The 26,007-nt window shown below is 55.4% G+C and carries 24 protein-coding genes and 1 pseudogene; 9 read left to right on the forward strand and 16 right to left on the reverse strand.

The annotated features are described in order from the left end of the window. Positions 1-75: 75 nt before the first annotated feature. Positions 76-615: a GAPES1 domain-containing protein gene (locus BV390_RS10190; protein ID WP_085396877.1), complete on the reverse strand. Its 540-nt coding sequence runs from the start codon at positions 613-615 to the stop codon at positions 76-78. 510 nt (positions 616-1,125) lie between these two features. Here BV390_RS10190 and metQ point away from each other — a divergent pair. Next, complete coding sequence (gene metQ / locus BV390_RS10195) at positions 1,126-1,941, forward strand: methionine ABC transporter substrate-binding lipoprotein MetQ (RefSeq protein ID WP_032696049.1); 816 nt, start codon at positions 1,126-1,128, stop codon at positions 1,939-1,941. A gap of 55 nt (positions 1,942-1,996) precedes the next feature. Here metQ and yedF read toward each other — a convergent pair whose 3' ends face one another. From yedF to BV390_RS10215, 4 genes are all read right to left on the reverse strand, one after another. Then, the gene (gene yedF, locus BV390_RS10200; protein WP_032687424.1) at positions 1,997-2,230 is read right to left on the reverse strand and encodes a sulfurtransferase-like selenium metabolism protein YedF; all 234 of its coding nucleotides are present in this window, start codon (positions 2,228-2,230) and stop codon (positions 1,997-1,999) included. Continuing rightward, the gene (gene yedE, locus BV390_RS10205) at positions 2,227-3,438 is read right to left on the reverse strand and encodes a selenium metabolism membrane protein YedE/FdhT (protein ID WP_085396878.1); all 1,212 of its coding nucleotides are present in this window, start codon (positions 3,436-3,438) and stop codon (positions 2,227-2,229) included. Before yedE ends, yedF begins: the two co-directional genes overlap by 4 nt. Positions 3,439-3,635: 197 nt before the next feature. Further along, positions 3,636-3,839: a putative selenium delivery protein YdfZ gene (gene ydfZ / locus BV390_RS10210; protein ID WP_004862611.1), complete on the reverse strand. Its 204-nt coding sequence runs from the start codon at positions 3,837-3,839 to the stop codon at positions 3,636-3,638. A gap of 164 nt (positions 3,840-4,003) precedes the next feature. Further along, positions 4,004-5,626: an inorganic phosphate transporter gene (locus tag BV390_RS10215; protein ID WP_032687426.1), complete on the reverse strand. Its 1,623-nt coding sequence runs from the start codon at positions 5,624-5,626 to the stop codon at positions 4,004-4,006. Positions 5,627-5,813: 187 nt separating this feature from the next. Here BV390_RS10215 and BV390_RS10220 point away from each other — a divergent pair, with 187 nt between their 5' ends. After that, positions 5,814-6,842 (forward strand): CorA family divalent cation transporter, encoded by a 1,029-nt coding sequence (locus BV390_RS10220; protein WP_032687427.1) that lies wholly within the window; start codon positions 5,814-5,816, stop codon positions 6,840-6,842. A gap of 70 nt (positions 6,843-6,912) precedes the next feature. Here BV390_RS10220 and BV390_RS10225 read toward each other — a convergent pair whose 3' ends face one another. Together BV390_RS10225 and malX are read right to left on the reverse strand one after the other, a co-directional pair. Next, positions 6,913-8,085 (reverse strand): MalY/PatB family protein, encoded by a 1,173-nt coding sequence (locus BV390_RS10225; RefSeq protein ID WP_085396879.1) that lies wholly within the window; start codon positions 8,083-8,085, stop codon positions 6,913-6,915. A gap of 49 nt (positions 8,086-8,134) precedes the next feature. Further along, the gene (malX, locus tag BV390_RS10230) at positions 8,135-9,727 is read right to left on the reverse strand and encodes a maltose/glucose-specific PTS transporter subunit IIBC (protein ID WP_032687429.1); all 1,593 of its coding nucleotides are present in this window, start codon (positions 9,725-9,727) and stop codon (positions 8,135-8,137) included. A 174-nt stretch (positions 9,728-9,901) separates the two neighbouring features. Between malX and BV390_RS10235 the strand changes: the two genes are divergently transcribed. After that, positions 9,902-10,930, forward strand: a complete 1,029-nt coding sequence (locus tag BV390_RS10235) for a Mal regulon transcriptional regulator MalI (RefSeq protein WP_032687430.1) — start codon at positions 9,902-9,904, stop codon at positions 10,928-10,930. Positions 10,931-10,956: 26 nt separating this feature from the next. Here BV390_RS10235 and BV390_RS10240 read toward each other — a convergent pair whose 3' ends face one another. Next, entirely contained in the window at positions 10,957-12,501 is a 1,545-nt protein-coding gene (locus tag BV390_RS10240) for a YdgA family protein (RefSeq protein ID WP_085396880.1), read from the reverse strand. Positions 12,502-12,599: 98 nt separating this feature from the next. Beyond that, the gene (gene manA, locus BV390_RS10245) at positions 12,600-13,778 is read right to left on the reverse strand and encodes a mannose-6-phosphate isomerase (RefSeq protein ID WP_085396881.1); all 1,179 of its coding nucleotides are present in this window, start codon (positions 13,776-13,778) and stop codon (positions 12,600-12,602) included. 196 nt (positions 13,779-13,974) lie between these two features. Between manA and fumA the strand changes: the two genes are divergently transcribed. Then, complete coding sequence (gene fumA / locus BV390_RS10250) at positions 13,975-15,621, forward strand: class I fumarate hydratase FumA (protein ID WP_032687435.1); 1,647 nt, start codon at positions 13,975-13,977, stop codon at positions 15,619-15,621. Positions 15,622-15,765: 144 nt separating this feature from the next. Further along, entirely contained in the window at positions 15,766-17,166 is a 1,401-nt protein-coding gene (fumC, locus tag BV390_RS10255) for a class II fumarate hydratase (protein WP_032687436.1), read from the forward strand. On the opposite strand, the gene tus is transcribed toward fumC, so the two are convergent. From tus to BV390_RS10280, 5 genes and pseudogenes are all read right to left on the reverse strand, one after another. Beyond that, positions 17,156-18,088: a DNA replication terminus site-binding protein gene (tus, locus tag BV390_RS10260; protein ID WP_032699696.1), complete on the reverse strand. Its 933-nt coding sequence runs from the start codon at positions 18,086-18,088 to the stop codon at positions 17,156-17,158. The genes fumC and tus overlap by 11 nt on opposite strands. 72 nt (positions 18,089-18,160) lie before the next feature. Further along, a complete protein-coding gene (gene rstB / locus BV390_RS10265; protein WP_032687437.1) occupies positions 18,161-19,462 on the reverse strand; it encodes a two-component system sensor histidine kinase RstB in 1,302 nt (433 codons plus the stop codon). Between the two features lie 136 nt (positions 19,463-19,598). Then, a pseudogene (locus tag BV390_RS31800) lies at positions 19,599-19,748 on the reverse strand (site-specific integrase); the annotation flags it as partial. 193 nt (positions 19,749-19,941) lie between these two features. Then, entirely contained in the window at positions 19,942-20,955 is a 1,014-nt protein-coding gene (locus tag BV390_RS10275; protein ID WP_085396883.1) for an alpha/beta hydrolase family protein, read from the reverse strand. A gap of 93 nt (positions 20,956-21,048) precedes the next feature. Further along, positions 21,049-21,939 carry a LysR substrate-binding domain-containing protein gene (locus BV390_RS10280; protein ID WP_032696056.1) on the reverse strand — a complete coding sequence of 297 codons (891 nt, stop codon included), beginning with the start codon at positions 21,937-21,939 and terminating at the stop codon, positions 21,049-21,051. 163 nt (positions 21,940-22,102) lie between these two features. On the opposite strand from BV390_RS10280, the gene BV390_RS10285 reads away from it, so the two are divergent. From BV390_RS10285 to BV390_RS10295, 3 genes are read left to right on the forward strand one after another with little or no spacing between them, the layout of a single operon-like run. Then, positions 22,103-22,627, forward strand: a complete 525-nt coding sequence (locus BV390_RS10285) for a DUF4286 family protein (protein ID WP_085396884.1) — start codon at positions 22,103-22,105, stop codon at positions 22,625-22,627. A gap of 19 nt (positions 22,628-22,646) precedes the next feature. After that, complete coding sequence (locus tag BV390_RS10290) at positions 22,647-22,973, forward strand: hypothetical protein (protein WP_032699701.1); 327 nt, start codon at positions 22,647-22,649, stop codon at positions 22,971-22,973. A gap of 12 nt (positions 22,974-22,985) precedes the next feature. Next, positions 22,986-23,831: an MBL fold metallo-hydrolase gene (locus BV390_RS10295; RefSeq protein ID WP_085396885.1), complete on the forward strand. Its 846-nt coding sequence runs from the start codon at positions 22,986-22,988 to the stop codon at positions 23,829-23,831. A 150-nt stretch (positions 23,832-23,981) separates the two neighbouring features. Here the strand turns inward: BV390_RS10295 and rstA are convergent, their stop codons facing one another. Continuing rightward, the gene (rstA, locus tag BV390_RS10300) at positions 23,982-24,698 is read right to left on the reverse strand and encodes a two-component system response regulator RstA (RefSeq protein WP_032687443.1); all 717 of its coding nucleotides are present in this window, start codon (positions 24,696-24,698) and stop codon (positions 23,982-23,984) included. A gap of 249 nt (positions 24,699-24,947) precedes the next feature. Between rstA and BV390_RS10305 the strand changes: the two genes are divergently transcribed. Beyond that, positions 24,948-25,283 (forward strand): GlpM family protein, encoded by a 336-nt coding sequence (locus BV390_RS10305; protein ID WP_004862575.1) that lies wholly within the window; start codon positions 24,948-24,950, stop codon positions 25,281-25,283. Here the strand turns inward: BV390_RS10305 and folM are convergent. Next, on the reverse strand, positions 25,280-26,005 hold the full coding sequence (gene folM / locus BV390_RS10310) for a dihydromonapterin reductase (protein WP_032687444.1): 726 nt from the start codon (positions 26,003-26,005) through the stop codon (positions 25,280-25,282). The two genes, BV390_RS10305 and folM, sit on opposite strands and share 4 nt — an antisense overlap. Positions 26,006-26,007 lie beyond the last annotated feature (2 nt).

The following is a 26,007-nucleotide window of genomic DNA, read 5'->3' on the forward strand; positions in this document are numbered from 1 at the left end:
AATTCACTATCGGCGAAGGTGAGTTGATGGCTCATGATGTCCCTCTGGGATGCGCTCCGGATGAATATGATGATCTCATATCAGGAACTTGTTCGCACCTTCCTTAATGTAAATATAGTCATTATCCAGATCGATATAATACCTGAGGTTGTTGAAAATATACCCGCGATAGCTGGAGAAAGTATATTTTGACGCCGGGAGGTGGCGATCGTTTTGAATAACCGAAAGCGATGGAACATCCCTGACCCAGCTACGACAGTCCGGATTCCGGGTTTGCAAGGTCCCGTTTAAACCATGAAATGTCTGCCTGGTAAGGTTTAATCCCAGTACGCCATTCACCGATTCAAGATGTGCGCAAATGTCGTCCCGCTGAATCCTTTGCTCGTCTGACGATGAGGGGGCAGCAGAAAAAGCTCTGGAAAGCTGAAACGCCATATTCTGATTGATGTATTCCGCATGGGAGAGTGCAGATTTCCCATTTTCAACCACGTAGCTCATATATCTTTCCAGATCGCGGTATTCACGGATGATGAAACCGATGAAGATCGCCGTGGTCAGAATCACGATCAACGTATTGATATACCTGAAACGCATGGAAAGCGTGTTGGTGTGCATTCTCAATGACCTGTAAACCTGCAGTCGTGATAACCCAGGCTCAATAGCGCGCAATCGCTGGCAACGAACCCGAATGTCAATGGCTCAATAAATGAGAACAGTAACGAGAAAGGGAAGACATCGGAAATATTGCTGCCTACCGGGTTTAATATTCATGCGTCAGCCTCGCGGCGCTGGCATTACCATCGCCTGTTGCGCATACCCGCGCCCGCGCAGCGGATGCAACACTGTTCTACCCGGGTTCGTTGGTATTATCTTGCATGGAAATCCGTGACCTCCGCCTGAAATTTTAATCTGCATTAGCCTTTTTTACCAGTGACTTAATCCATAATATCGCGCCTGCTGCGCCAGGCGACTCCTCGCCATCCTTAACCATGAGACGGGCTCATAGCCAATCGCTATAAATCATAGTGAATCAGTCTTTAATATCGTCAATGATATTTTCTATAGTCTCAGACGCTAATTTTCCTGCTATGAGCGGCAGGCTATTTTAAAAAGGACTCTGGGATTATGGTTTTCACGCTGAAGAAGTTTGCTGTTTCATTGCTTGTCGCCAGCACCTCGCTGCTTGCCGCCTGTGGCCCCGCCGGGCAGGACCCGAACCATATCAAAGTGGGTATCAGTGCGGGGGTCGATCAGCAGGTATGGGCGGTGGCGCAGAAGGTGGCGAAAGAGAAATATAACCTTGATGTCGAAGTCGTCACCTTTAACGATTTCGTTTTGCCAAATGAAGCGCTGAATAATGGCGATCTGGATATCAACGCTTTCCAGCACAAACCGTACCTGGATAAACAGATCCAGGAGCGCGGTTACAAGCTGGTTGCGGTAGGAACGACATTCGTCTATCCGATCGCCGCCTACTCGAAGAAAATACACGCCATTAATGAGCTACCTGAAGGGGCTCAGGTAGCCGTGCCAAACGACCCGACCAACCTCGGACGTTCCCTGCTTTTGCTGCAAAAGCAGGGACTGATTACCCTTAAAGATGGGGTGGGGCTGCTGCCAACGTCATTAGATATTGTGAACAACCCGAAGAAGCTGAAAATCGTCGAGATTGAGGCGCCGCAGTTAACTCGCGCGCTTGACGATCGGCAAATTGCGCTTGCCGTGATTAATACGACATTTTCCAGTCAGGTAGGGCTCTCGCCTACCCGTAACGGGCTTTTCATCGAAGATAAAAATTCACCCTACGTCAATATCTTCGCCAGCCGGATTGATAACAAAGACAGTGCAAAGGTGAAAAACCTGGTGAAAGCGTATCAAAGTGATGAAGTCGCCGCTGCCGCAGCGGAGCTGTACAAAGGCGATGCGGTAAAAGGCTGGTAATCGGTATGGCATCAGGCCGGCGGCGGGAGTGCGTCACCGGCCTGGGCGCCAGGGATTACTTCTGGATCAAATAGCGGATAGTTGGCCCGTCTTGTTGAATATCCAGCACCGTATAACCGTAGTTGCGGGCGTCCTGCGGAATGTTATTAATCGACTGGGGACAATCGCTGACCACTTCCAGAATCTCCCCTTTCTTAAGCGAAGGCATCGCTTCCAGGGTGGCAACGGCCGGGTAGGGACAGGGTTCGCCTACCATGTCGAGACGATAATCGGGAACGATAGTTTTCATGCGGTTTCCTTAACATTGGCCATGGCGGCGGATTTCTGCTGGAAAAAATGTTTCTCCCAGGCAATGACCAGCATCAGCGCGATAAATAATAGCAGATAGGTCACCAGCAGGCCGCCAAACGGTCCGAAGGTGGCCAGCAGATTGACTTTATCCCAGTTGGTAGCCAGCGTTGGGGATAAATCATCCCAGAAATAGGCCAGAATCGTCGAACCAATGACGTTGCCCAGCCCTACCCACCAGTAGTGGACCTGACCTTCAACGGCGCGGTACATCCAGCCGGTTTCACAGCCGCCGGCCAGCACAATACCGAAACCAAACAGCAGGCCGCCGATGACCGCATTCGGGCCAGCCCACATGATTTTGGGCTCCATGCCCAGCTGCACATAGCTGAAAATGCCAATCGCGCTCGCCGCCATCCCGAAGATAATCGCTTTGGCCATATAGGTGCGTCCGGTGATCCACATATCGCGGAACGCCGAAGTAAAGCAGATCTGCGCACGTTCAATCAGCAGACCAAAACCGACCCCGAACAGCATCGCCAGTCCCAGTTTAGGCTGATTGAGCGCGGTCAGTAATCCCCAGGCGATCATGGCGAAGAACACCAGCATCCCTGCGCGAAAACGACGCCGCGCCTGCGCCGGTTTTTGCGTTAGCGGCGAGGCCGCCGAAACTTTTTGTATCCTGACCGGGATACGGAACAGGGGCAGCAGCGTAAAGCGCGCGCCAAACCAGGTTCCGATCGCCGTCGCGATAGCAAAGAACCAGGCGTGGAGGGAAAACTGAGGAATACCGGTAAAAAAGGCTGCCAGGTTGCAGCCCATCGCCAGGCGTGCGCCAAAGCCGGCAATGATCCCGCCCGCCACGGCCTGAATAATACGGATCCGGCTGCGTGGCAGGCGTAATTTGATATTGTTTGCCCACAGCGCGGCGGCGAAACAGCCGCCAAACATACCGATAATCATCATGCCGTCAATGCGGGTTAACGGCGTCCCTTCGAGATGAATCAGTTTGAAATAACCCCACTGCTCGGTATGAACGCCGGCAAGTTGCAATAACTGCCCGCCCCAGCGGGTAAATTCCCCGGTCACGGCCCAGAACGTGCCGGTAATACCGAAATAATAGGTGGAGAGAATACCGGCTGCGATAACCGCGGGGGCCGGCGCCCAGAATTTAATCAGGTAGGCCTGTTTGAACTGTTGCCATGTCATGAAAGATGCCTCTGAACTCAGAAGGTAAATGACCCCAGGCGGGGTGCAAGAAGGCGGGATAATACGCCGCTTATAGCGAGAAAACGCTCGATGGGATCAATATGAATCGATCCGGCCACAAAAATAAAGGCCGCGTAGCGGCCTTTATTCTCTTTTATTCTCTTTGCGCAGGTCGATGAGTCATCGTCGGGAGGCAATTAATGAAAGCCCAGCCGAATAAGGCTCATCGGGCAATATAGTCCTTCGCAGCCTTCTATTTCCACGCAGTCCGCGCGGCGTAATTGTTCCGCCGTTTTACCTTCGCCGTGGATGGCCTTAATAACGCCCGTCACGCCATTTCCTGCCACCATAACCATGCTGCCTGTTGAGATAGCGTTACGGTTACGATCGTAAGTTTTCATGGTTTCCTCCTCTTATCAAATATCTGAACGGGATGGTTAGCGGCTTTTTTTAATACACCTTTTACCGGTGAATTTTTTTGAGCTTTATCAAAATCATGCCTGTTTTTACCCGTAAGTCCCCCTTCATGGCGACGGGGGACTTACGGGCTATTCCGCGCCGCGGGCTAGGATACTTTCGCGAACATCCAGTACAGCACCGCGGAGAGTATCACCGAGGCGGGCAGTGTGAGTACCCATGCCATCAGCAGATTACGCACGGTAGAAAACTGCAGTCCTGAGCGATTTGCCGCCATGGTTCCGGCGATACCGGAAGAGAGGACGTGGGTGGTGGAGACGGGAAGACCAAAGGCATCGGCGGCGCCGATGGTGCTCATCGCCACCAGTTCCGCGCTGGCGCCCTGAGCGTAGGTCAGGTGCGTTTTGCCGATCTTCTCACCAATGGTGACGACAATACGCCGCCAGCCGACCATGGTGCCCAGCCCGAGCGCCAGAGCGACGGCCACTTTGACCCAGAACGGAATGAAACGGGTGGCGTTATCGAGCTCTTTTTTCAGCGCATCGAGGTTCTGGGACGTCTCCCGCGGCAGTTGGACATCGGGGTTGTTCTTCAAATGCTTGATCGTTTCCGACGCCAGATACATATCGTTACGGGTGTTGGATACCGCCTGGGCCGGGATCTTATCTACCGAACCGTACTGGCGAATCTGGTCGCCAATAATGCCGGAAAGATGCGCCAGCGCCGGTAATACGTCCGGCGTCAGCTGGCTGTCGCGCACATACTGGGTCAACACTTCACGAGGATCGCTGGGGAGGTTCCCCGGGAATTGTTGGAGCAGCCTGTTTTCGGTGACTTCGGCCAGCGCCGCGACCCGCGGTGCCTGTTCCGGCGGCAGAGTGCGGTTGAGCGCATAGGCGATGGGCATGGTCCCCACCAGAATCAGCATAATTAGCCCCATTCCCTTTTGCCCGTCGTTGGAGCCGTGGGCAAACGAAACGCCGGTACAGGTGAGGATCAGCAGACTACGGATCCACAGCGGCGGCGGCGCGTCATTTTTCGGTGCGGCGTAGAGCTGTCTGTTTTTGACGAAGCGCTTTAACAGCAGCAGCAGGACGGCGGCGCAGACAAAACCGACCACCGGCGAGAGCAGCAGGGAATATCCGACATTGACCGCCTGGCCCCAGTCGACGCCGCTGGTGCCGTTGCGTCCGTGGATCAGCGCGTTGGAAACGCCAACGCCAATGATCGAGCCGATCAGCGTGTGCGACGAAGAGGACGGCAGGCCGAACCACCAGGTCCCCAGGTTCCAGATAATGGCTGAAAACAGCAGGGCATACACCATGGCAAACCCGTTGCCGGTACCGGCCTGCAGAATGAGTTCGACCGGGAGTAATGAGATGATACCGAAGGCCACCACGCCGCTGGAGAGCAAAACGCCGAGGAAATTAAAAAAGCCGGACCACATGACCGCGACGGTGGGCGGCAGAGAATGGGTATAGATGACGGTGGCCACGGCGTTGGCGGTATCATGGAAGCCGTTAACAAATTCAAAGCCGAGTGCAATCAATAAAGCCAGTCCTAATAAAAGAAAAGGCAGGTAGCTGGTATATACCGTTCCTGAACGGGCGACATCGTTAAATAAGCTCACGCCGGAAAATGCGATGCCGATAGCTAATAAAAAGACAAAAAAAAGAACAGTTTTTTTACTGTTCTTTTGGTAAATCTTTGACTGGATGATTTGCGGGCTAAGGCCCGGCGCAACGCGTTGCGAGCTGCTGTTATCGCTCATCAGGAACCTTCCTCTAAACGTCAGACAGGGTAAATTATTACGGGTGACAGCGCTGAACTTATAAAACGCAGATGTCAGCCAGGTTTCCGTTTGATGAACAAATCATTAACCTTGCCAGGCTCTGAAAAATAGCGAAAGATGACTTTATTCGGGTCCGAACAGCATGCAATAAAATCCTGAGGGATATATGAGTCAAGATGTCGCAGGAAAGATGTTAAAGCCCGATTTTGATATGGAAGTCTCTGGGCTGGTGTACGGTTTTCTTTTTCGTGAAGGGCATCAGCCGCTGCAAATCACCTCCCAGCAAGTGTGCTCCCGCTTTCACGAGCTGGACGGTGAAAATGATTTCGTCTGGCTGCATCTTAATCTCAACCACGCAACCGCCGAGAAGTGGCTGATGAACCATTTCCCCGTTGCCGATTTTTTCTTTGAGGAGATCCGCGACGGTTCTCACACCACCCGCATTGAGCGGCAGGGCGACAATTTGTTTGCCGTGCTGAACGACGTCATTTTTCATCCTAAAGAGACCACCGCAGAAACATCGACGCTGTGGCTGTACTGCAGTCAGAAGCTGGTGGTAACGGCCCGCTATAAACCGCTGCGCTTTATTGAATGGATGTTGCCACGGCTGGCGACATTGAACGTGACATCCTCCACCGCGCTGTTGGCCTTTTTGCTCGAAGAGCAGGAGGAGGTGCTGGAACAGGTGGTGCGCCAGGCAAGCCGCCACGTTGATGCCATCGAAGAGCGGCTGCTCAGTAACCATGTCCAGCGTAACCGCGCCGATCTGGCGCGCCTGCGGCGGATGCTCCTGCGCTTTCAGCGGCTGTTGGCTCCCGAACCGGCAGCCATGTTTCGGCTCCTCAACCGGCCTCCGGCGTGGATCGACCGCTCCGTAGTTCAGGAGTTTCGCCAGTTCACCGAGGAGTTTACCGTAGTGCTCAACGACCTCTCCGGGCTGACCGAGCGTATCAGCCTGCTGCAGGAGGAGATCAGCGCCCGGCAAATGGAAAAAAGCAACCGCACGCTATATACCTTGACGGTCATTACCGTGCTGGCGTTACCGATCAATATTGTGGCGGGGTTCTTCGGCATGAACGTCGGGGGGATTCCGCTTTCGACCAATCATCACGGGTTTATCCTGCTGGTGCTGCTCGTCGGGGGATTTACCCTTGGGGCCGGTTATCTGGCCTTCCGGCGGCGGGACGATTTGTGAGCCGGGGAGCTGTGCAGGCTTGCCCGCAGCGTTTAACACGGCTGACGCCGTGCTGAACGCCGCGGTGTGGCTATGCTAAAGCACGCAGGGCGGCAATCAATCCGTTGACGCCTCTTTCCAGTTTCTCCCGGGGACAGCCGGCATTGAGGCGCACAAAACCCACGCCTTCTTCGCCGTAGGTATACCCGGGCATAATGGCGACCTTCTGTACCTCAATGAGCGTTTTTTGCAGCGCGCGGTCGTCCACGCCGAGCGGGCGCAGATCGATCCAGGCGAGATAGGTGGCCTGCGGCGGCTGCCAGTTCAGCTGCGGGAAGGCCTGATTGAGCGCCTGAGCAATATAGCGCATGTTATCCTGCAAATAGGCCCGTAGCGCATCGAGCCACGGGGCGCCTTCACGGTAGGCGGCAATATGGGCGACCAGCGCCGGCACGGAGGGGGAAGAGAGTCCATCGCGACTCTTCAGAGCCGTGAGATAAGCTTCGCGGGATGCGGCATCGTCAATCAGGCCGTAAGCCCCGGTAAACGCGGGAATATTGAAGCTTTTCGAGCCGGAGGTGAACAGCGCCCACGGCCCGCGAGCGACGTCGCACCACGGCGTATGACGATGCTCACCCCAGACCATATCCATATGAATCTCATCGCTGATGACCTTCACGCCGTGCTTTTCGCACAGCAGGGCCATGGTTTCAAGCTCTTCGCGGCTCCACACTCTCCCGGTCGGGTTATGCGGGCTGCACAGCAGCAGCAGCGTGTTGCGCGGCTTCGCCAGCGTGCGTTCAAGCTGCGCCATATCGCAATGCCACTGATTATCCCGATGCGTCAGCGGGACCGGCGCAACGCGACGGCGGTTTCCGGCAATGGTTTTATAAAAAGCGTCATAGGCCGGCGTATGGACCACCACACCATCGCCTTCGTCAGACCACTGGCGAATCATCTCCGCCACCATGTAAATGACCGACGGGCCATACACGATTGCATCGCGGTTAACGGGGCACTGAAAACGGCTGGCGTACCAGTGGGCGACCGCGCCCAGAAACTCATCGTTTTTCCAGCGGCTGTAACCGAACACGCCGTGCGCCAGGCGCCGACTGACGGCATCAAGAATGCAGGGGGCGGTGGCGAAATCCATATCGGAGATAGTAAAGGGGAGCAGGTCGGCGGCACCGAAGCGGTCGGCTACGTAGTCCCATTGCGTACACCAGGTGCCGTGGCGATCGACAGGCGTTGCAAAATCAAACATTGACACTTCCTTTATCAAAGCCCCCTCCGGGTCAGGAGGGGGCGGGCGTTTATGCCTGGACGGTATTCATCAGTACGCTCATTTCATCTTTCACCGACTGAACCTGAGGGCCGATAACCACCTGCAGGTTATGCTGATTCAGCTGTACTACGCCGATGGCGCGGTTGGCTTTCAGCGCGGCGCTATCCACTTTACTCATGTCGTGCACCGACAACCGCAGGCGGGTAATGCAGTTATCCAGGGAAACGATATTGTCGGCCCCACCCAGCGCGGCCAGAATGGCCGGTACGTTGTAACCGGATTTACCGGTGACGCCGCTCACGGCTTTGTCAAAGGCGGTCTGGGTTTCGATATCGCGGCCCGGCGTTTTCAGGTTAAAGCGGGTAATGGCGAAGCGGAAGATGCCGTAATACACCGCAAACCAGATAGCGGCAACCACCGGTACCAGATACCACTTGGTTGACAGGCCGTGCAGGATGCCGAAGACCACGAAGTCAATGACGTTCCCGTCGGTGTTGCCGATAGTGACGCCCAGCACCGCCATGATGGTGAAGCCGAGGCCGGTCAGCAGGGCGTGAATAACATACAGTACCGGGGCGACGAACAGGAACAGGAACTCCAGCGGTTCCGTGGTGCCGCCGACGACGCAGGCAATCACGCCGGAGATCAGCAGGCCTTTAATTTTATGACGGTTTTCCGGACGCGCGCAGTGGTACATCGCCAGCGCCGCCCCCGGCAGGCCGCCGAGGAATGCCGGCATTTTACCCTGCGACAGGAAGCGGGTGGCACTTTCTGAGAAGCCGTGAGTTTCCGGGCAGCTCAGCTGCGCCTGGAAGATAGTCAGCGCGCCGCTAACGGTATGACCGCACACATCCAGGGTTCCGCCCGCTTCGGTAAAGCGAATCAGGGCCACCAGAATGTGGTGCAGACCGAACGGCAGCAGCAAACGTTCGCCGGTACCGAAGATCATCGGTCCGAAGTCGCCGGCGCTGTTAATCACGTGACCGAGGGCGTTAATCCCCATGGCAAAGACCGGCCAGACGAGGGGGATAACCAGGCCGACCAGCCCGAGCACCACGGTGGTGATAATCGGCACAAAACGCGTGCCGCCAAAGAAAGCTAATGCGTCAGGCAGGCGGATATTATGAAAACGCTCGTGCAGCATCCAGACAATGATCCCGGCGATCACCGCCCCCAGAATCCCGGTATCGATCGACTGAATACCGATGATGTTCTGGATATTGTTGGCTTTCAGCACCGCCGCATCGGTCGTGGGCAGAATTCCTTTCGCGGTGAGCCAGAAGTTCACCGCCAGGTTCATGACCGCATAGCCAACGAAGCCGGCGAAAGCCGCCACGCCTTTATTTTCGCGCGCCAGCCCCAGCGGAATCGCGATACAGAACATGACCGGCAGGAAGCTAAAGGCAAAGGAGCCGACTTTGCTCATCCAGACAAACACGGCCTGCAGCAGCGGAATATCGAGCCACGGCAGCAGGGTGAGCACATCATGACTGCTTAAAGAGCTGCCGATCCCGAGCATGATCCCGCAAAAAGAAAGCAACGCCACGGGCAACATAAACGTTTTTCCTAACTGCTGGAAAAACTCCCACAAGGTAATTTTTGGTGTCGTTTTTGCCGTCATTAACACGAATCCTGATTTTTTAAGTTATGGGTAGGGTGTAACGCTACGGCAAGATAAAACGTTTTATCACTTTTTAGTGCGATAAAAATCACATAATCAGGCGAAGATAACGTTTATAAAGGTAACTCATTGATAAAACGTTTTATCGACCGCCACAGGGAGACGGTTGCAGTTATGGCTATCGCAAAAAAGATCACCATTAACGACGTTGCGCAGGTGGCAGGGGTGTCGGTGAGTACGGTTTCACTGGTGCTGAGCGGCAAAGGCCGGATATCGTCGGCTACCGGCGAGCGCGTCAATCAGGCGATTGAACAGCTGGGTTTTGTGCGTAACCGCCAGGCGGCTTCACTGCGCGGCGGGCAGAGCGGGGTGATTGGTCTTATCGTGAGCGACCTCTCCAAACCCTTTTACGCGGAGCTTACCGCCGGACTGACCGACGCGCTTGAGGCCGAGGGGAAAATGGTCTTTCTCACCCAGGGCGGCGACGGTGGAGAAAAAATGCGTCAACGCTTTGAAACCCTGATTTCGCAGGGCGTAGATGGGGTGATTATCGCCGGCGCTATCGATAAAGGCAGCGAACTGCGCGATCGCGCAGCGGAGGTCGGCATGCCGTTGGTGTTTGCCTCCCGCGCCAGCTATCTCGATGATATCGATCTTATCCGTCCGGATAATATGCAGGCCGCGCAGATCGTCACCGAGCACCTGATCCGCCGCGGGCACCAGCGCATCGCCTGGCTCGGCGGACAAAGCGCTTCGTTGACGCGTGCGGAGCGGGTAGGCGGATACTGCGCGACGCTGCTGAAGTACGGGCTGCCGTTTCACAGCGAATGGGTCGTGGAGTGCGAATCGAGCCAAAAGCTAGCGGCCGAAGCAATGGCCTCGCTGCTGCGGCACAATCCGACCATTACCGCCGTGCTGTGTTACAACAACGTGATTGCCACCGGCGCCTGGTTCGGCCTGATGCGGGCGGGACGTCAGAGCGGTGAAGACAGCGTGGAGAGCTATTTTGAACAGCGCGTGGCGCTGGCGGCGTTTGCCGAAGTCCCGGAAAGCGCGCTGGATGATGTGCCGTTGACCTGGGTCACCACGCCTGCGCGCGAGATGGGCCAGAGCCTGGCGGAATGTATTCTACGGCGTCTGGAGAAGGGGCAGATGAGCGCGAGAAATCAAATTATGCCCCCGCGGCTGGTGACCCGAAAATAGCCCCTCGAAAGGGGCTAATCGCGAGATTACTGCTGCGGCGCGACCGGCGGCGCCACTTCTTCAGGCAGGGTTTCCTGCGGTTCGGCGCCAGGGGCTGCCGGCAGAGTAAAGCCAAACATTCCCGCGAACTCATCCAGCGGCATTTTCTGCCCGTTCAGGGTGACCTGACCTTCGGCGTATTGCAGACTGGAGGTGATCGCGTTGTCTTCCATCGCGGTAATGCGGAACATCTGTCCCATGGCGGCGAGACCTTTCACCTGCTGGTCTGCCAGTTTCGCCGCATCTTCCGGCTGGTAACCTTCGAGACCGGCAATCTGAGTCATAAATGCGGTGGCCATATCGACCGGAATCACCAGCTTGCTGTCGAGCGACTTGACGCTGCGATCCACTTCATCCGCCAGGGTTTGCGGCTCAGCGGTGGTCAGCGCAGGGTCTTTCAGCAAAACAGACATATTGAAGGTGCTTTCCCCTTTGGCATTGCGCCAGCTCAGCGGGGCGATAGTCAGAGACGGGTTGCCCTTCAGTAAAATCGGTAGCGCTTTAAAGAAGGTTTCCGTCAGCGCCTGCTGATACAGCTCAGGATTCTGCGTCAGCTCCGGCTTCGCCATCAGCGCCTGAGCTTCGGCATTGTACTGCTGGCTGAACTGATGCCAGGCCTGGCCATCAAGATTCGCCAGCTTGATGGTCAGTTTACCGCTGCCGATATCCTGGTTTTGCAGCTTCAGGCTGTTGACGGTGTAGTCCAGCTGGCTGTTAATCCCTTTACCGTCTTCAGTCAGCGAAGACTGGCCATCGATGTTCATCCCTTCCAGCAGGGCCAGCTCTTTCCCTTCAACGCCAATCGACAGCTTCTCCAGGGAGATTTTTTGCTTACCGATGCGCTCATTAAAGCTGGTCATCTCGGTGGCGCCGTCGGTTTTCAGATTATTGAAGTTCAGCTGGACTTTCTGGTTGTATTCATTGAGCGCGTTGATCTGGCCGCTGCTCGCTTCACCGCTCAGACTCACGGATTTGCCTTCCGCATCCGCATCGAGCTGGAACTGACCGCCGCTGAAGGTGACTTTCTCATCGCCTTTCGCGTAGTCGAGTGGTTTTAGATCGATAGCCGACCGGCTGTCGCCGCTGTAGGCAATGCGGGTATTGATAGTAAACGGGGATTCGCCTTTGGCGATATCAAACAGCCCTTTGCTGGCGTCGTTATTAACCAGCGTGGTTCTGACGGACGCCATCGCCGGGGCAAGCTGGCCGGATTTCAGCGCTGCTGCCGGGAAGGGGCCGTGATCGACCGCTTCATCAAACACCAGTGACTGCCCGTCGGCAAGCCAGCTGTTCTCTTTACCGGCAACCGGCTTCACTACCAGCTGCAGGTGGCTACTGAACACGCCGCGCTGGTAGTTTTGCCATGACAGCTCGACGCCCGCTTCCGGCGCGCTGCTCTGTAGCTGCGCATTGGCCTGTTGCACCACCTCGGCGAGGTGACTTTCCAGCTGTTTCCCTGTGTACCAGGCACCACCTGTCCAGATGACGCCCAGCGCCACGATAATTCCTGCTGCGACCAGCGATTTCTTCATAGCATTTGTCCATAAATAAAACCAGGCGGATCGAGCCGCCTGGTCATGTTGTCATGATGAGGGAAAGTCTAGCAAGCGCGGCTAAAAAGTTCAGTAACTTACTTGAGCTTATTAAAAACGCGCGCCAGACGACCGCTGCCGCTGACCGCAACCGGCGACTCGTTACAGCCAATAAAGGCCGACTCACCGGCTTTCAGGGTCAGATGCTGTTCACCTTTACGCAGAACCGCTTCGCCTTCCACGCAGAAAATGATGGCCGCGCTCTGCTGGTCGAGGGTGGATTGCTGTGCCGAAAGATCGTGCAGGGAGAAGGCGAAATCATCGACCGGAATCGGGAAATCCAGCTCCGCGGCATGTTTCACCGGCTGAGTCAGCAGCTCGCCTGCCGGTTTGGCAACGAACTTCACGTTGGCAACCAGCTCCGGGATATCGATGTACTTCGGCGTCAGGCCGGCACGCAGCACGTTATCCGAGTTGGCCATCACCTCCAGCGCCACGCCCTGCAGGTAGGCATGCGGCGTTTCGGCGAACAGGAACATCGCTTCGCCTGGATTCAGCTTCACCACGTTAAGCAGCAGCGGAGAGAACAGGCCGCTGTCGTCGGGATAGAATTCGGCGATCAGGCGGATGGTCTGCCACGGTTCGCCCTGTTGGTTATCCAGCGCGGTTTGCAGCACACGCAGAGCCTGCGCTTTTTCTTCACCTTGCATATTGAGCAGGCCGGCGAACAGCTGGCTTAAATGTTCAGCATCCGGCTGGCTGAGAAATTCACCGATGGCCGGGTGCGCGCTGACAACCGGCTGCAGCAGGGCGGCAATCTCGTTAAATTCGCGGAACGCGTTCATCGCCAGGAATGGCGTCAGCGCAAAGACCAGCTCCGGCTTGTGGTTAGGATCTTTATAATTACGTTCAGCGGCATCCAGCGGAATGCCGGCGGCGTTCTCTTTGGCAAAGCCAATTTCTGAGGCCTGCTTGTTCGGATGAACCTGAATGGAGAGCGGCTGGGCGGCGCAGAGCACTTTAAACAGGAACGGCAGCTCGCCAAAACGCTGTGCAACCTTGTCGCCGAGCAGCGCGGACTTGTCGCCGTCGATGATCTGGCGCAGCGCGTGCGGGCGACCGTCGGCATCGAGAATCTGCGAACTGCTTTTCGGGTGCGCGCCCATCCATAGCTCCGCCATTGGCAGGTTGTCCGGGTTGGCGATACCATAAAGTTCCGTTAATGCGGTGTGACTTCCCCAGGCGTAGTTCTGCACTGAGTTAATGAGCTTTTGCATTCTCAATCCCTGTTTCCACATGATAATAATCGCTCTATTAAACCAGCAAACCGCCGAGAAGCAACTGCTGAAAGAAAAAGTCGTCCTTGTCTCAGTTTTTGTTAAAATTTTGTGTAAAATTGATCGACTCGCTTTTCTACAGGCAAATGGAGTGTCTGCCTGAAATATAATCAGCCCAGCAGTAAGTGAGAGCACAATGTCGAATAAACCGTTTGTTTATCAGGATCCTTTCCCCCTTAAAAAGGATGACACCGAGTATTATCTCCTCAGTCGTGACTACGTCTCTGTCGCCGAATTCGCCGGCCAGGAAGTCCTGAAGGTTGAACCTCAGGCGCTGACCCTTCTGGCACAACACGCTTTTCACGATGCTTCCTTCATGTTGCGCCCGGCGCACCAGCAGCAGGTCGCCGATATCCTTAACGACCCGGAAGCCAGCGAAAACGACAAATACGTCGCCCTGCAGTTCCTGCGTAACTCCGATATCGCGGCCAAAGGCATTTTGCCGACCTGCCAGGATACCGGTACCGCAATCATCACCGGTAAAAAGGGCCAGCGCGTCTGGACCGGCGGCGGCGATGAAGCGGCGCTGGCGCAGGGGGTCTATAACACCTATATCCAGGATAACCTGCGCTACTCGCAGAACGCGGCCCTGGATATGTATAAAGAGGTCAACACCGGGACTAACCTGCCGGCGCAGATCGATCTTTATGCTACCGACGGTGACGAATACAAATTCCTCTGTATCGCCAAGGGCGGCGGTTCGGCCAACAAGACCTATCTGTATCAGGAAACCAAAGCGCTGATTACCCCGGCGAAGCTGAAAAGCTACCTGGTTGAGAAGATGCGCACTCTCGGCACCGCGGCCTGTCCGCCGTACCATATCGCCTTCGTGATTGGCGGCACCTCGGCGGAATCGACGCTGAAAACCGTGAAGCTGGCATCGACCAAATATTATGATGGCCTGCCGACCGAAGGTAACGAACACGGTCAGGCGTTCCGCGACATTCAACTGGAGCAAGAGCTGCTGCTGGAAGCGCAGAATCTCGGCCTCGGCGCGCAGTTCGGCGGCAAATACTTCGCCCACGACATCCGCGTAGTGCGTCTGCCGCGCCACGGGGCCTCCTGCCCGGTCGGCATGGGCGTCTCCTGTTCCGCTGACCGCAATATCAAGGCCAAAATCAACCGGGAAGGGATCTGGCTGGAGAAGCTGGAAAGCAACCCGGGCAAATACATTCCCGAGTCGTTGCGTCAGGCCGGTGAAGGTGAAGCGGTGAAGGTTAATCTCAATCAGCCGATGAGCGAGATTCTGGCACTGCTGTCGCAGTACCCGGTATCGACCCGGCTGTCGCTCAGCGGCACCATCATCGTGGCGCGCGATATCGCCCACGCGAAGCTCAAAGAGCTGCTGGATAACGGCGAAGCGCTGCCGCAGTACGTCAAAGATCACCCGATCTACTACGCCGGTCCGGCGAAAACACCCGATGGCTATGCTTCAGGCTCGCTCGGTCCGACCACCGCAGGGCGCATGGACTCTTATGTCGATCTGCTGCAGTCCCACGGCGCCAGCATGGTGATGCTGGCGAAAGGCAACCGTAGCCAGCAGGTGACCGACGCCTGCCACAAACACGGCGGATTCTATCTTGGCAGCATTGGCGGCCCGGCGGCGGTGCTGGCGCAGCAGAGTATCCGCAGCCTGGAGTGCGTGGCGTATCCGGAACTGGGGATGGAAGCTATCTGGAAAATCGAAGTGGAAGATTTCCCGGCCTTCATCCTGGTGGATGATAAAGGCAACGATTTCTTCCAGCAGATCCAGACCTCGCAGTGCACACGCTGTGTGAAATAATCGAAGCCGCCCTCCGGGGCGGTTTTTTTATGTCGTTTAGCGGCACGAACGAGCAATATAATCTTAAAAATTTGACCAATACTTAACCCTTTATAGCAGGTGAGCTTTGTCGTAATTACGTACTTTGTATTCAAGGAGAAAGTAATGACAACGCATCGCAGTGAAAGAGACTCTATGGGCGCTATCGAGGTGCCTGCCGATAAGCTATGGGGCGCGCAGACCCAGCGTTCGCTGGAACATTTCCGCATCTCGACGGAAAAAATGCCGGGCGAACTGATTTATGCGCTGGCGCTGACCAAACGGGCGGCGGCAAAGGTTAACCAGGATCTGGGGTTACTGACCGCAGAGAAGGCCGAGGCGATTATTCAAGCCGCCGATGAAGTGCTGGCCGGCAACCATCCCGATGAATTTCCGCTGGCCATCTGGCAGACCGGTTCCGGCACGCAAAGCAACATGAACATGAACGAGGTGTTGGCCAACCGCGCCAGTGAACTGCTGGGCGGCGTGCGCGGCATGGAGCGCAAGGTTCATCCTAACGATGACGTTAATAAAAGCCAGAGTTCCAACGATGTCTTCCCGACCGCGATGCATGTCGCGGCGATTATCGCCCTGCGTGAGGCGCTCATCCCCCGACTCAGGGTGCTGAAACAGACGCTGAGCGACAAAGCTACTGCCTTCAACGACATCGTTAAAATTGGCCGTACGCATCTGCAGGATGCGACGCCGTTAACGCTGGGACAGGAGTTCTCCGGCTGGGTAGCGATGCTGGAACACAATCTCCGCCATCTGGAGCTGAGTCTGCCGCACCTGAGCGAGCTGGCGTTGGGCGGTACGGCCGTTGGCACCGGTCTGAACACCCATCCGCAATATGCCGTACGGGTAGCGGAGGAGCTAGCGGCCCTCAGCGGTCAGCCGTTCGTCACTGCGCCGAACAAGTTTGAGGCGCTGGCGACCTGCGATGCGCTGGTCCACGCCCACGGGGCACTGAAGGGGCTGGCGGCTTCGTTGATGAAGATTGCCAACGATGTGCGCTGGCTGGCTTCCGGTCCGCGTTGCGGGATTGGTGAAATTGCGATTCCGGAAAATGAACCCGGCTCATCAATTATGCCTGGCAAGGTTAACCCGACGCAGTGCGAAGCGCTGACGATGCTGTGCTGTCAGGTCATGGGGAATGATGTGGCGGTCAATATCGGCGGGGCGTCCGGTAACTTCGAACTGAACGTCTACCGTCCGATGGTGATTCATAACTTTCTGCAATCGGTGCGCCTGCTGGCGGATGGTATGGAGAGTTTTAATGAACACTGCGCGACCGGCATTGAACCGAACCGTGAACGGATCGCTCAGTTGCTCAATGAGTCACTGATGCTGGTCACGGCGCTGAATACCCATATTGGCTATGACAAAGCGGCGGAGATTGCCAAAAAGGCGCATAAAGAGGGGCTGACGCTCAAAGCCTCCGCGTTAGCGCTGGGCTATCTGACGGAGGCGGAATTTGACAGCTGGGTGCGTCCGGAAGAGATGGTGGGCAGCATGGCTACTCGTTAGCCAGCCACAGATGCAGCCGCGGGATAAGTAGCCTGAGCGACTGCGCCTGCGGCTTATAGCGATACTGCACATTATCCGCATCGTAGTTCAGTAACTCGCCGATATCCGGCACGCTCACCCCCTGAGTGCCGGATATCAGCGTGATAAGCGGGCCTGGGCAGGCGTACTGCACCTGTTTCTGCTCACCGGCGTACCAGACTCGTGCGATAGGCTGGACCTTCACCGGCCGCTTGATCTTCAGCTTTGCCCGCTGCGGCAGAGCGGCGATATCCTGATATTCTCGCTCCAGCTTGCTTTGCCACTGCTCACGCGTCCAGGGCGGCACCGCGCGCGGCGATTGCAGGCTTTTTTCCAGCTGCTGCAGCACCTGATCACGAGTGAGATTTTTAATCACGTGCTTATTAGCCCAGCCAAAGCGGAGGGTGCTCGGGTCGCATAGCACCGTTAAGGTGCGGTAGGCGCTGAGGGTGATAAGCCCCGGCAGATGACGGTGGACCCATTCAAAACGCGCCGCGGCGGGCAGGCCGGAATCAACGGTGACAATCTTTTCGAAAGCGGCTTTCAGCGCGTTAATGCGGGCAATACTCTGCAGTAACGCCGCCTGTTCCTCGCCATCGGTTTGCAGGCAGATGGCGCCGGGGAGGCGGACTGCAGCTTTACTGCTGCGGCTTTCTGATTGCTGCTGAATGAACAGATGGCTGTAGTGTTTCAGCGCCATCTCCAGCGCCGGTTGACCGGTGTGCTGAACCACCTGAATAGTCTCCAGCGGGTCGTGTTCCGTCTCTTTACTGACGGCCGGCAGCTCGAACACCCGGGCGGCCAACAGGCGGCAGGCGCGCAGGCGCTGCTGGAGCATCTGTAGCTCGCGTTCCAGCTGGCGAAAGGTGTCATTCAGACGTTCAACGAGATCGTAGCTGGCCATAGCACCCATCTTAGTTACAACATACTGTTTGGTTTTTAACTATACGCAGGCCGCAGCACCTGCGCAAGTGGGTCAGGCAGCGCTCAAATTGGGCAGCTGATGATAGATTGGCCAGCTGAAACAAAAACGAGCGCCGCCCAGAGAGCTGGCGCCGCAGCTTACCTCGCCGGACATGGCCTGGGCGATACTGTGGACAATCGCCAGCCCAAGTCCGCAACCGCCGGTGGCCCGGTCGCGGCTAGGGTCGAGACGGACAAAGGGCTCAAACACCCGTTCGCGCTCCTCCGGGTCGATGCCCGGGCCGTCATCTTCAACCTGCAAGGTTGCTCGCGAACCCTGTAGCGTGAGCCTGACCTGAATTTGCCGGTTGCTGTAGCGCAAAGCGTTATTGACGAGATTATCCAGCACGCGTTCCATCAGACGCATATCAAGCGCGCCGTAATCCCCGGCCACCACTTCCTGTAACGTCACATCACGTTGGGGGTTAACCATTTGAATCTCTTCAACGTGCGCCGCTATCCAGGCGGGAAAATCAGGTGTTGTCAGATGCAGTTCATTCTGCGGTCGGTCCAGGCGGGCGTAGGTCAACAGCTCCTCGATTAAGGCTTCCAACTGACCAATATCGCGGTTCAGCGCCTGAGATTCCGCTTCGGTCAGGTTTTCACTCATCTCCAGACGATAGCGCAGGCGCACCAGCGGAGTACGCAGTTCGTGGGCAATTCCGTCGATCAGCAGCTTCTTGCTGGCGATGAGCGCGTTGATATTGTCGGCCATCTGGTTAAAGGCGACGCCCAGGCGTTCGAAGCTGGACATACTGTCGAAATGAATGCGTTCGGTAAAATGCCCCTCGCCAAAGCGTTGTGCCGCGGTCTCAAGACGCAACATATCCTGCCAGTGGGGGCGCATCCAGATAAACACGGGAAAGGCCAGCGAAATGGCGATGAAAGCCATCAGGGCGACATCCAGCAAACGCATCTCGTGGAGGAAGTAGAGATAGGGGACGGGGCCTACCGACAGAACGTAGTGGCTCCGCGGGATGCGTTGAATAAAGGTGTATTCATCATCGAGGGCGACAATATCCCCGGCGCGCAGATGCTGCATCGAGTTTTCCGAGAGCTTAAATTTACTCAGCGGCTCAATATGCAGATCGAACGACAGATTAAGATCCAGCTCCTTTAGCGTTTTGCTCCAGTCGCGCGGTGGGATTTCCCGCAGCTCGCTACGCATCAGATACAGCGAGCTTTTCATCAGATCGTCCAGCGACTGCCGGCCCGCACGTTCGGCGGTGAATTTATACACCAGCCCTACCAGCATGGTCATCACCAGGAAGCAGACGAACAGCAGAAGGTAAAACTGCACAAACAGCTTTTTCATCAAATCTCACCTAAAAATCAAAAAGTTAACTACCTGTCTTTTACCTTCATGGGCACGATGGGCATTGGTATAACCGCCAGAGCGCTGATTCCGCCACGAACCCGATCGTTAGCAAGGGCATTTATCCCGGCAGAATATACGTGAAAAAGCATTTCTGCGTGGATAAATGCCCGATTTGATTCGCTATAAAAGCAGGGTTCGCACCGGCTGACAACACCTGGCATGCGTAAGTATGCCGCAGTTGATTGGCACGGCGGCGAATACTTGCCCTACGTACAGTGGCTTCCCGTCGCGATTGTAGAACTGATAACGGCCAGGAGCGAAGACGTGTCTCCTGAACAAAAACAGCTATCCACAATGGCTGGTCAGGTTAACTCTAACGGTAGACCACGACTTGATGAACGCACCGGGTTTTATGAAACAGGGGGCTTTTTTTTGTGACTCCCTGTTTGGCTTTCGGCAGGTAGTAAGAAGGCAGTTCAGTTCCCACATTGCTGCTTAAGGATCCATGATGAGACAGAATTAAGTGCCCCGGGCGAATAGGCGTGTTGCCCGGTCAGCAGAAACAATCCCTGTTTCCACAAAGGCCACTGAGAGGCAAGTTGATAATCAAACCATTCGCTGCGTAAAAGCCCGTGAGTTGCCCCCGGCAACTGCCTGATACAACGCGCTGTACCCACCGGTAGTGCTTTGCGCCAGACTGCGACTGTTTCATCAGGATCTACATTCCGGTCATCTTTTCCCATGAGAATGAATACCGGAGTATCTATACCTGAAATCTCTTTCGTCGCATCAGCCCGGGAATTCCTGCGCTCGAAGTCCTGTCGCGTACATGGGGTGTTGCAGGGGCGATTAGCCGCTTCTTCTGTAAACTGCCTGTCAAAAACTGCGGCTTCATGTTTTTTCGCATCCAGAAGAGCAGACATGGAGCGACCCTCGGCTTTAAGCCGTTGCTCGGTATAGTAAATGCCCTGATTCCGCCAGTTTATCGCTGGACCTATCAGCACAATAAAGTCAGTTGTTGTTAATTGGCTTGCCTGGGGTACGACCCAACCAGCTTGTGAGAAACCAAGATAACCTCCGCGACTTTCTTTCAGTTCTGGTTGCTCTCTTAATTTTTGTAACGCCAGAACGGCCTCCCTGGCGCGATCTGACATCGTCTGCGCCAGCCAGTTTCCGGTACTTTCACCAACGCCCGGTTTATCCCATGAAAAAACAGCTATTCCCTGTGATACAAGGAAGTTAACCAGAGGAATATATCCGCCGTCTGACCAGCGATCCTGAGGCCCGTCGCCATGAATTAAAAGCACGAACGGAGGATATACCTTATCTGGCGGCAGAATTAATGTACCCTGGAGGAGATCCTGATGATGCGTAAAAGATAGGGTACGCAGCTGCCCGTATCCGGCAAGCTCGAAATCAGATAACCGACTGAACAAAAAAATAATGACCAGCATAATCATAATTGAAAATGACACAATATATTTAATCATATACAGCTCTTTTATGGATTATAAATATTAAACTGCAGCAGATTCTTGTAATGCTTATTTACCGCTTTTGGCAGAAAGCAGACAACCGCTATGTCATGTCACGCGCATCGGTTCCGCCTGCAACCAGCGCTCAAAATCTTGCAGAGCGGGTTCATTTATTCCTGTTTCCACCGGTTTAACCAAACAAAATGTCTTGCTCAGTTGTTCGGCGTCCGGCCAGGGCGCAACAAGCAATCCCTGGTTTAACTCTTTTTCTACGTATATGCGCGGCACCATGGCCACACCTTGTCCCGCCAGTACGGCAGCTATCGCCATTTCATGCAGATCATAGCGGACTCCCTGTGCCGGGTTATCAAGGACTATCCCACTTTGCCCGGCATAATGCAGCCAGGCCTCTGGGTTCTGCCGCCGGTGAATGCGGGGCAGTGTATTCAACTGTTCAAAGATATTCCTGTCGCTTAACAGGTCAGGACGACAAACCGGCACCAGTTTCTCCTCAAACAGAACCTGCGTGCGCATACCTGCCCATGCGGGATGCTCGAAATGAATCGCCGCGTCAAATCCGCTCCCGGTGAGAATGAAAGGATCGGTTCTCGCCGCGATATTCAATGTGATGTCCGGGTATAAAGACTGGAAGCTGCTGAGCCGGGGAATTAACCAGCGACTGCAAAACGTTGGCAGGACAGCAATTTCCAGACTTCTGCTGCCCTCAGGCATGCCCATCACGTACTGAGTATCCCGCTCTAAGCGCTCGAGCATTTCCCGCACGTGATGGGCATAGCGTGAACCCACCGGATTAAGCTTGACCCGGGTTCCCGCACGGTCAAACAGTCTGCACCCGAGCAGAGTCTCCAGGCGGGCAATCTGTCTACTGATGGCGCCTTCCGTCAGCGATAGCTCCGCGGCAGCACGGGCAAAATTACCGTGCCTGGCAGCGGCCTCAAACGCCTGAAGTGAAGCACTGCTGGGAATTTTTCTGCGCATTAAAATTGCCTTATTCGACGGGGATGTGAGTCGCTAGTGACATAATGTCACTAATACTTGAATTAATATCGATTCATTGGCGAATTAACAGCATATAGCATGACTAAAAGTCACTAAGCAAGGCCATGCAGGCCCTGCGTTTTATTCATGCAGAGGTGAACCGATGTTCTATACCGTGGAGTGCAACTATACCGACCCTGAAAGCGAGCAGGAGTGGAATGCGTTTTACAGCCTGGAAAAGCTGCCTGCGCTTATCTCGGTCACCGGGTTTAGCTCTTCCCAGCGTTTTAAGGCCCTGAAGCCGGGCGGCCCCCGGTATCTCGCCATTCATACGGTGAAGTACGCAGAGGTGCTTACCAGTGAGGAGTACCAGCTGAAAGGGGGCGGTAATTTTTCACGCTGGCAAAATCACATCACCGACTGGCACCGTAACTTGTATGAGTGTAAAGGCACCGCTCCCGCGGTAGCCAGTGGTGAAATCCTACTGCTCAGCACCCAGCCATTGAGCTTTATTGAGGGGCTGGGATACCCGGCGCTGCAGATGCAGGCGTCAGGGCTAGAAAAAATGCCCGCCCGGCGCATTGCCTATGTGGTGACGCGGGAAATTGCCGCGCAGTTAGCTGACATGCCCGGCGCCTGCCTCTATGCGCCGCTGACACCGCAGTTGACGAATCCAGCTCAAGCCTGATGGGAGGCGAGTTTATAACATGCCGAATCTGACGTTTTATATTTCTCAACAACATGCTGGCAGGTTGACTGACCTCCACGGTTTAACGCGTGCCTGCAGTGCGCTCTGCACCGGCATTCTCGCGGCGGAGTCGGAAAATGTTCATATCATCTATGTTGAGGTGAAACCCGGATGCGGACATCCGGTATATGCCGAACTTTTTTATCGTCTGACAAGCGAGCGTACGCCAGAAGTCATGGCGGAGTTTATGCGCGAGTTAGAACGAACCATTCGAGAAGCCTCGGGCCTTACGGCGCGTATTCGCTGTTTTGGCTCTGCTGCATCACACCTGTTTGCGCGTAATTAACCAGAGGTAACGATGAACCATCGGTCTTTTTCAACCCGTCGGATTGGGGATTTTCTGGTGACCGCGCTTAGCGATGGCACGATGTCCGCCAGCCTGGATTTGCTGTCAGGCATTGAAACAGCTGAAGCAACGGTTATTCAACGCAACGCCCGGGTCGCTGAACCCGGCAATATCCATATCAACGGCTATCTAATTCAGGGGCGGGGGCGGACTATCCTCGTCGATGCCGGTGCCGGAGGGCTGAATAACGTCGGCGGGCAGCTCCAGGATAATCTTGGCGCGGCAGGTATCAGCCCCAATGACGTCGATACCGTGTTACTGACGCACGGCCATCCTGACCATATTGGTGGTCTTTTAGATGCAGAAGGGCTACCTGTTTTTCAACGGGCCGAACTTCATCTGCACCCGCTTGAAGCACAATACTGGCACGATGATGAACGATTTAACGTCGCGAATGAGCGCGGGCAGCGAAATTTTAATCTGGCTCGCCGGACGTTAAACGCGTACTTCCGGCAGCTGCGCTTGCTTGACGAAGGGGAGATAACTGAGGGTATTCTCCCGGTATGGTTGCCAGGACATACGCCAGGTCATACTGGATTTCGCATCACTTCCGGGGATCAATGCTTATTGATCTGGGGTGACATCGTCCATTTCCCGCATATCCAGGCAGCACGGCCGGACGTTTCCATTATTTTTGACTGTGACCCCCTTCAGGCTGAAGAGACACGTAAAAAAGTCCTGGCCCAGGCGGCAAGTGAAAAACTGCTGGTTGCAGGAATGCATTTAGACAGTTTGGGTTTTGCCAACGTGCTCAAGGCGGACCAGGGATACCGTCTTGCCTGGCGGGAAAATGATTGATCACAGGGAGAGATTGACAAATGAAAAGTCGGGCGCCAGGGGAGGCCGATTTTTCCCCTTATGCGCGGCAGGCGACGGAGGGACAGAGCGCCGCCGACAAAAAACCACCCGCAGGTGGTTTTTTGTCGCGCTCGACGGCCGGACGGTAAGTTAATTGTCCCAGGCGTGAGGGGCGAACAGATATCCTTTATTGCGCACCGTCTTGATGCGATAAGGCTCGGTCGCGCTGTCGAGCAGTTTTTTCCGCAGGCGCGAAATCGCCACATCCACACTGCGATCCATACCATCGTAACTGACGCCGCGCAGATTTTTTAGCAGCGCATCACGATCCATAATCTGTCCGGCGTGGGTGGCCAGTTCCCACAACAGCTCAAAATCAGCCGTTGAGAGCGCCACGCTCTCGCCACCGAGCAATACCTGACGGTTAACCGGGTCGATGAGCAGTGAACCGAATGTAATCGATTTATGCGGCGTGAGCGACGCCGGGGCATTGGTCACGGGAGAGGCGATGTGCTGGCGCAAATGCAGACGCAGACGTGCCAGCAATACCGCCGGCGGCGTGGTCTTCAGAATGTAATCGCTGGCGCCCATTTCCAGGGACAAAATATGGTTCATATCGCTGTCGAGCGAGGTGAGCAACACAATCGGACCTTGCCACTGGCCACGCAGATCGCGGCACAGGGTCATGCCGTCTTTGCCAGGCAGCATAATATCCAACAACACCAGGTCGGGTTTTTCCCGCGCGATAACCTCTTCTGCCCGGTCGCCTCGTGGTTCAACCACCACTTCCATATCGTGCTTTCCGAGATAAGCGGCAATCAGGGCGCCCACTTCCGGATCATCCTCAACAAAAACGATCTTATTCATATCTTACTTGTACTGGAAAAAGAATTAACATACACCGCCACCAGACTACCTGCCATTACTCTTTTATAAAAAAAGGGGTCATCCTTCAAGCGGCCCCGGCGTTTGCTTCGCGCGCTGAACGGCCAGCCGGTTATCCAGGCTTAGAGCATTCGCCCTTACGCCGCTCAGGGGGGATTCGAATGATATTGTGAATATATGTACTTCCGTTATGCTACATCAACGGGTTGTTTATATGTTAAGGCTAAAGGAATGGGGTTGTTGATTAAAGGGCTGATCGGCGCGCTGGTGGTGATACTGATTGGCGTACTGTCGAAAAGCAAAAATTATTATATTGCTGGTTTAATTCCGCTATTTCCGACCTTTGCTTTGATTGCGCATTATATTGTGGCCAGCGAGCGCGGGCTTGAGGCGCTGCGGACCACGATCGTCTTTGGGATGTGGTCAATCATTCCCTATTTCGTCTATCTGCTGTCGCTCTGGTACTTCACCGGAATGATGCGCCTGCCGTTGGCGTTGGCGGGCGCAGTCGGGTGCTGGGGGCTGTGTGCCTGGCTGTTGATCCTCGGCTGGAGCCGCTTCCACTAACGCAGGTGTCTGCCGCCATCCACGGCAAAAGAGCGGCCCGTAACAAACCGGCTGGTGAACAGATAATCGAGCAGGTCGACTATCTCTTTTTCGCCCGCCACGCTTTTCATAAGCGATTTATCCAGCGCCTGCTGGCGATATTCGGCGTCATCGCCCTCATTAAACATGATCAGCGAAGGGGCAACGGCGTTGACCTTAATCTCCGGCGCCAGTTTGCGGGCAAATGAGCGGGTCATATTATCCAGCGCCGCTTTACTGGCCGCGTAGGCAATATGTTTATCGCTGCCGCGTTCAACGACATAGTCAGTGATATGAATAATGTCGCTGGCGGCGTGCCCGTGCCCGCGCAGGAGCGTTTCCAGCGCATGGTTGAGCAAATAGGGGACATGAACGTGGATCTGCATCATGCTGGCCAGCACGGTGGTGAGCGGAACGCCCGGCTTTTCAGCCATCCAGTCGCTGGCGTTATGGACGATCGCGCGCAGGCCGTCGGCGGCGTGGTGTTTTACCGCTTCGGCGAAGGCCAGTATCTGTTCATCGGTACTAAAGTCGGCGGCAAGACAGACGGCCCCGGCGTCGCGCAGTGCGTCAATGGCCGGGTAGTGCGTGCGATAGCTGACGATAACCGGCTGCTGCTGATCCAGAAAATGGTGCGCCAGCGCGAGGCCGATGCGGCGGCCTCCACCGGTGATGAGAATCGGACGAGGCTGTCGGACAGTCATGG

The organism is Klebsiella sp. YJ, assembly GCF_002108615.1.
GTDB classification, from domain to species: domain Bacteria; phylum Pseudomonadota; class Gammaproteobacteria; order Enterobacterales; family Enterobacteriaceae; genus Klebsiella; species Klebsiella planticola.